This is a genomic window from Caballeronia sp. BR00000012568055 (assembly GCF_029439455.1).
GTDB lineage: Bacteria > Pseudomonadota > Gammaproteobacteria > Burkholderiales > Burkholderiaceae > Caballeronia.
This window is the reverse complement of sequence record NZ_JAQFVG010000001.1, coordinates 79,715-86,668: the sequence shown is the minus strand read 5'-3', so window position 1 is coordinate 86,668 and position 6,954 is coordinate 79,715. Positions and strand designations below refer to the sequence as shown.

Here is a 6,954-nt window from a genome sequence, read left to right as displayed (position 1 = left end):
ACCGCATACGGCAGTGAAGTAACAAAGCCCGTCTGCAAATTCGTGAGTCCGAACGATTTCACAATCTGCGGCAGGAAGAAGCTCAAGCCATAGTTGGTCGCATTCGCGCCGAAATAGATCAGTGCGATGGCCAGCACACGCGGGTTGAGAATGGCCTCCTTCACGCTGAACGCATGCTTGGATTCACGATGCGCGCGCTCTTTCGCCTGCCGATCGACAAGCCATTGGCGCTCTTCATCGGACAGCCAGTGAGCATCGCTCGGCTTGTCGGTCAGATAGAAATAGACCACGAAGGCAAGCAACAGCGCGGGCAAGGCTTCGATCAGATAAAGCCACTGCCAGCCCTGCATGCCCTTGAGACCGTCCATCTGAAGCAGCGCGCCGGAGATGGGTCCGCCGATCACGGTGGACAACGGAATCGCCGCCATAAAGTAACCGACCACGCGACCCCGATATTTAGCCGGGAACCACAGCGTCAGCAAAAAGATGATGCCCGGAAAAAAGCCCGCTTCCGCGATGCCAAGCAAAATGCGCAGTCCATAGAAAACGTACGCATTCGACAATCCCGTCGCTTGCGCGATATGCGGAATCCACGCCATCGCGGCCGCGAGAATGCCCCACGTGAACATGATCCGCGCAATCCAGCGGCGCGCGCCGAATCGTTCGAGCAGGAGGTTGGACGGAACTTCGAAAAAGAAATAGGCGATAAAGAAAATCCCGGCGCCGAAGCCGAACATGCTCGCGGAAAAACCGAGCGCCTTGTTCATTTGCAACGCCGCAAAACCAACGTTGACGCGGTCGAGATAGGCAATGAAATAGCACAGGATCAGGAACGGTACGAGGCGAACCATCACGCGCCTCATGGTGCGGGCTTCTAGGTCCATCTATGTCTCCTCCGGGTAGGAAGTCTGCAGATCGCTGATATGAGTTTTCGAGCTACCAGCGGAGCCTACTCTTTACGGAGAAACTACAGAAGTGGTGTTTAGCCCGAACCGATGTGCGCGCCGTATCGGTGCATCCCAAGATTTGCGCAATGCATGAAAAAGACAAAAGGAGCGACGAATCGCTCCTTTTTTGGTGTTTCGGTGATGCAGATGTGACCGGTAACGGTCTCGACGATTATCAGCCCTTTTTCTCCATCGGCTCGCCGAGTACGAAAGGACCGCCTTGAAAGCGTTGCGCGGGATCGTCGCGTTCGTCGGTCGGGGCGCGCGTCGGGAACAAGCCGTCGAACTGCGCCGAGCTGTCCTTCGGATTGAAGCCAAGGAAGCCTGCCTTCGCGTTGTCCCACCACTTCACCGGATTATCCGATGCACCATAAACCACAGCGTGCCCCACGCGATTCGTGAACAGCGAGCAACGCACCAATTCGATGAAATCGCGGTAGCTGAGGAAGGTAACCAGCATGCGCGGATTCTTCGGTTCCTCGAACGACGAACCGATACGCAGACACACGGTCTCGATGCCGAAGCGGTCGAAGTAATAGCGCGACAAGGATTCGCCGAAGCATTTCGTCACGCCGTAGAGACTGTCCGGGCGTTGTGGCGAGTCGGCATCCAGCACTTCGGTGACCGGATGAAAGCCGATCGCGTGATTCGAACTGGCGAACACTACGCGTTTCACGCCATAACGGCGCGCCGCTTCGTAGAGGTTGTACGTGCCACGGATATTCGCTTCGATCAGATCGTCGAACGGCGCATCGATGGAAATGCCGCCGAGGTGCACGATCGCGTCCACGCCATCGACGAGACGCATCACCGCGTCACGGTCGGCGAGGTCCGCCGCGCTTACTTCTTCGTCCGCTGCGGCGTCGTCGAGCGGCGAGATATCGGTGAGCCGCACGACATCCGCCCAATCGCCCAGCGCCGCGCGCAGCTGACGACCAAGGTTGCCGGCCGCGCCGGTCAGAAGCAGACGCTTGAAAGGCTTGGCCGTTGCGTTTGACTGGTTCATCGAAACTCCTTGAAACGTTGAATCATCGAAGCGCCTTTCGTATCGAAAGCGCTGAATGCGTGATTGAAAGCAAATTAGAAGAAAACGTTTTTTAGCGTGACTAGCGTGATATCAGGCTGCATGTCCGCCGATGCGTCGAGCCTACCGCATGCTGAATTCATCGCGCAACATGCAATCGCGCAATTCATGCACGCGTGTGCGGACTCGACTTTTTGCGGCAATCCGATAACATCGGAAACACTGAGAAAACGTTACCCTCTGTATGAAAAAAATTTCCCCGACCATTCGTGATGTCGCGGCCGCCGCCGGTGTGTCGGTGGCGACCGTGTCCAAATACATCAACGGCGCGCAGCGTTTTTCCGCGCCCGTCGAGGCGCGGCTCAAAGCGGCCATCGAAACGCTCGGCTACCGCTCCAATCCGCTCGCGCGCTCGATGATTACCGGGCGCACGCGAACCATCGGCCTGACCATTCTCGACATCAGCAATCCCCACTTCACCAACGTCGTGAAGGGCGCGAATCGCATTGCGCTGCGTCACGACTACACCTTGCTGCTTGTCGATATCGACGAAAATCAGGCCCGCGAACGTCCGCTGATCGAGGCGCTCGCGCAACGCGTGGACGGCCTGCTCGTCAGTTCGCGCCTCCCCGACGAAGAAGCGCAATGGATGCTCGATCTCGACAAACCCGTCGTACTGCTGCGTAACGCCGCGCTGCCCATTCCGAGCGTCGGCATCAACAGCCGTCTTGCCACTTACATGCTTGCGCGGCACTTGCTCGACCTCGGGCATCGGCGTATCGCGTACCTCGGTTTCGAACATGCGCGCATCAACGATGAACGTATTCGCGGCGCACGCGAGTGTCTTGCCGAAGCCGGACTCGAACTCGATGTCTACGAAGCGCATGCGCCGACTTCCGTGGCCGGCGAGCACGCCTGTTCCCGCGTCATGCTCGGGCCGAAGCGTCCGCAAGCGGTCATCTGCTACAACGACCTGATCGCGCTCGGCTTCATGAAGGAAGCCGCGTCGCTCGGCATTCGCGTGCCGCACGATGTTTCCGTGACCGGCATCGACAACGTGCCTTACGGCGCATACGCCGCGCCGGGCCTCACTACCGTTGACATCCAGAGCGAGAAAATGGGCGAGCTTGCCATGCAGAAGCTCATCGATGCCCTCGCCGGCAATGCCGACCCTGTCAATTCCATGTTCGAACCGCGCCTGATCGTGCGCGACTCGACGACTGCGTGTACGACTACGGTTCAAGCCTGACGCTTATGCCTGAAACGCGCGCCGCGCCTCGTTGCCGAAGGCGCGGCCATTCAAGCCATTCAAGCAGCCGGAAGCTTCGCCGGCGTCATCTTCGGCGACAGAAGATGCATGATGAAGAACGCAATCAGATACGCCGATGCACCGATCGCGAACAGCACCCAGTAGTGACCCGTGCGCTGCAGAACCTGACCGATCACTTCCGAAAACAGCACGCCGCCGATCGAACCGGCCATACCGCCGATACCGACCACCGCACCCACTGCACGACGCGGGAACAGATCGGACGCCGTGGTGAACAGGTTCGCCGACCACCCCTGATGCGCCGCCGCAGCCAGCCCGACGATAGCCACCGCCACCCACAGATTTTCAGCCTGAGACACGAATGCAATCGGCAGCACGGCGCAGGCGCAGATCAGCATCGCGGTTTTGCGCGCGGCATTCACCGTCCATCCCGCGCGCAGCAGCGCCGACGAAATCCAGCCGCCGCCGATACTGCCCACCGTGGTGATCGCATAGATCACGACGAGCGGCAGGCCGATATGCTGCATATCCATGCCGCGCGATTCGTTCAGCCACTTCGGCAGCCAGAACAGGTAGAACCACCACACCGGGTCCGTCAGGAACTTGCCGACGATAAACGCCCACGTTTCGCGCTGCTTGATCAGCACCTTGAAACCCGGCGCGCCTGCTTTCGCGTTGGCGGCATCGGCGGCTTTGGCTTCGTCGCCTTCATTGGCGATGTCGTCTTCCTGCGCGCTGCCATCCGGCTCGCGATACATCACGAACCACACGGCGAGCCAGATCAGACCGATCGCGCCGACCATCACGAACGCCGAGCGCCAGCCGAACGCGACGGCCAGCGCCGGGATGATCGCCGGTGCGAACACCGCGCCGATATTCGCGCCTGAATTGAAAATGCCGGTTGCCAGCGCGCGTTCGCGGCGCGGGAACCATTCGGCCGTGGTCTTGATCGCCGCCGGGAAGTTGCCGCCCTCGCCGATGCCGAGCAGCGCGCGCACCATCGCGAAGCCCATCACCGAGCCGACCGCCGCGTGCAGCATGGCCGCGATACTCCACACGAACATGGCGAGCGCATACGAAATGCGCGTGCCGAGCCAATCGACGATCCGTCCGAAGCACAGCAAGCCGATTGCATAAAACGCCGAGAACGCGATCACGATTCGGCCGTACTGCACCTGCGTCCAGCCGATATCGTGCTGCAACACCGGCGCGAGCAGACCGAGAATCTGCCGGTCCATGTAGTTGATGACGGTGGCGAAGAAGAGCAGCGCGCATACGGCCCAGCGATATCGGCTGGCCGTACGTACGACGCCTGCAACGGCTGTGTTCATGAATGTCTCCGGGGCGCGGCTGCGCTCGTCGTGCCGCGTTTCGTGTTGCGTTGATGGCGACGAGCGCCGTGGGTCTTTCGCATTCGGCATGCAATCAGCCGAATCCCGACCCGGTTCTGGAAAACGTTTTATGGATAATAATGAGATCGGGCATAAATTGAAGCCCCGTGTTTGCCCTAGTGTCGGCGTCTAACGCCTAAATACAAGGGCCTTCAGAAGATTTAGACGATACGACAATGGAAAGTTAATCGATTTCCTCTTGTTTCCTAACCGTGTTTCCTGAGCGCGCAAGGCGCTCGCCATGATGCTGAAGCTCAGCGGCACTGAATCGGCCATCGAAATGGCATGCAAAATTAAAGATGCACTTAGAAAGTGCCGATAAGGGTCACTTAAGAACTCTTTCACGGCCCCGCACTACCCATGCTTCGTCATCGTCTGGCCCGATTGAATATCGGGACCCAATTTGCCGTCTTCGCCTGCGCCCTCGCGGCCCTCGTGGTCGCGGCCTTCACGCTCGCCGTCACCCGCTCGGCGGGTGAACAGATCGACACGCACGCGCTCGCGCGCGTCGAAAGCGAGAATCGCTCGATCGCCACCATGATTGCGCTCTACGACACCGCCGTGAACGCCGAAGTCTCGCGTTTCATGACGCTTTTCGCGCATCGACTGCCCTCCAGCTTCACGCTCGATACAGCGCATACCGTCGATATCGGCGGCGTAGCCACGCCGACCCTGAGCGCGGGCGACAAGCCGCTCAACGGCGACTTCGCCATCCCCGATGCCTTCCTCGCCGAAAGCAACGCCATCGCGACGGTCTTTGCCCGCACGGGCGACGACTTCGTGCGCATCACGACATCGCTCAAGAAGCAGGACGGCACGCGCGCGATCGGCACGCTGCTCGATCGCAAAGGACCGGCCTACGCGCCTATCATGAGCGGCAAGCCGTACGTCGGCATTGCGGCGCTGTTCGGCAAGCAGTACATCACCGAGTACAAGCCCGTGACCGATGCCACGGGCCGCGTGATCGGCGCGCTTTTCGTGGGCGTGGACGTGACGTCGGAAATCGCTGCGTTGCAGGACGATATCGCCAAGCTCGCGATCGGTGCGACCGGCTATCACTTCGTCGTCGATGCCTCGGCCGGTGCGAATCGCGGCAAATTGCTTGTGCATCCTGACGGCATCGGCCAGGTCGCGGACGAACGCGTTGCGCCCTTCAAACAAATGCTCGATACGCACGAAGGCCGCATTACGTTCGATGGCGAGAATATCGCGGGCGCGGACGCGCGCGTGCATGGCGGCACCAAGGAAATTCTCTACATGACGGTGCCGCAGTGGAACTGGATGATCGGTGGCGTCGCGTATCGTGACGAACTGCTCGCCGATGTGCACGCAAGCCGCAATCGCTTCTTGTTACTGGGCCTTTTGGTCGTGGGCGCGCTTGTCGGCGTGCTGCTTTTTGCGGTGAACAAGCTTATCGGCCGACCGCTCGATGAGGTCACGCGCGCATCGGAGCGCATTGCGGCAGGCGATCTGACCGTGCGTATCGATACCGCGCGTGAAGACGATATCGGCCGCCTTATGCGCGCCATCGATGGCATCGCGCGCGGTCTTGCGCAGATCGTCGAACAAGTGCGCCATGCATCGAGCGATATGAATGATGGCACGGCGCGGCTCGCATCGGGCAGCACGGACATTGCATCGCGCATTGCGACGCAGGCAGCGAGCGTCGAGGAAACTGCGGCCAGCATGGAAGAAATCACGTCCACCGTGCAGCAGAACGCCGCGAACACGGCGCAGGCGGGCACGCTCGTCGCATCAGCATCGGACGCTGCGCGTGCGGGTGGCGATGCGGTCAGCCGCGTCGTGACGACGATGGGCGAGATCGATTCCTCCGCCCGCCGTATCGCCGACATCACCGCGACGATCGAAAGCATCGCATTCCAAACTAATATTCTCGCGCTCAATGCAGCAGTCGAAGCCGCGCGTGCAGGCGAACACGGACGCGGCTTCGCGGTGGTGGCCGCCGAAGTGCGCGCGCTCGCGCAACGCAGCGCGAGCGCGGTGAAAGAGATCGAGTCCCTGATTAGCGAGTCCGCGCAGAAAGTTTCGCATGGCTACAAGATCGCCGAGGAAGCGAGCAGCACGATGCACGGTATTGTCGAACGCGTGGCGCGCGTGCATGCCATCGTCGATGAAATCAGCCTGGCGTCACGCGAGCAGGCATCGGGAATCGAGCAGGTCAATTCCGCGGTCATGCTGATCGGCGAAGCGACCCAGCAAAACGCGGCGCTCGTGGGCGAAGCCGAGCACTCGACCACGGAACTGCGCGATCAGGCCGAGCGACTCGCGCGCACTGTCAGCGTATTCCGCGTTTAAAGCGCT

Annotated in this window: 5 protein-coding genes; 2 read left to right on the top strand and 3 right to left on the bottom strand. The window is 60.5% G+C overall.

Going from position 1 to position 6,954, the window contains the following annotated elements:
- A partial coding sequence (locus P7F28_RS00375; RefSeq protein WP_277182306.1) for an MFS transporter occupies positions 1-884 on the bottom strand: 884 nt, incomplete at its 3' end.
- Between the two features lie 238 nt (positions 885-1,122).
- The gene (locus P7F28_RS00370; RefSeq protein WP_277182305.1) at positions 1,123-1,953 is read right to left on the bottom strand and encodes an NAD(P)-dependent oxidoreductase; all 831 of its coding nucleotides are present in this window, start codon (positions 1,951-1,953) and stop codon (positions 1,123-1,125) included.
- A 262-nt stretch (positions 1,954-2,215) separates the two neighbouring features.
- Between P7F28_RS00370 and P7F28_RS00365 the strand changes: the two genes are divergently transcribed.
- Positions 2,216-3,220, top strand: coding sequence for a LacI family DNA-binding transcriptional regulator (locus tag P7F28_RS00365; RefSeq protein WP_277182304.1), 1,005 nt, complete (start codon positions 2,216-2,218; stop codon positions 3,218-3,220).
- Positions 3,221-3,279: 59 nt separating this feature from the next.
- Here the strand turns inward: P7F28_RS00365 and P7F28_RS00360 are convergent, their stop codons facing one another.
- A complete protein-coding gene (locus tag P7F28_RS00360; protein WP_277182301.1) occupies positions 3,280-4,572 on the bottom strand; it encodes an MFS transporter in 1,293 nt (430 codons plus the stop codon).
- 420 nt (positions 4,573-4,992) lie between these two features.
- Between P7F28_RS00360 and P7F28_RS00355 the strand changes: the two genes are divergently transcribed.
- Positions 4,993-6,948 (top strand): methyl-accepting chemotaxis protein, encoded by a 1,956-nt coding sequence (locus tag P7F28_RS00355; protein ID WP_277182300.1) that lies wholly within the window; start codon positions 4,993-4,995, stop codon positions 6,946-6,948.
- Positions 6,949-6,954: the final 6 nt, after the last annotated feature.

Coding starts and splice junctions, on each gene's coding strand:
- P7F28_RS00370 (WP_277182305.1), bottom strand. CDS start 1,953: ATGAACCAGTCAAACGCAACGGCCAAGCCTTTCAAGCGTCTGCTTCTG.
- P7F28_RS00365 (WP_277182304.1), top strand. CDS start 2,216: ATGAAAAAAATTTCCCCGACCATTCGTGATGTCGCGGCCGCCGCCGGT.
- P7F28_RS00355 (WP_277182300.1), top strand. CDS start 4,993: ATGCTTCGTCATCGTCTGGCCCGATTGAATATCGGGACCCAATTTGCC.
- P7F28_RS00360 (WP_277182301.1), bottom strand. CDS start 4,572: ATGAACACAGCCGTTGCAGGCGTCGTACGTACGGCCAGCCGATATCGC.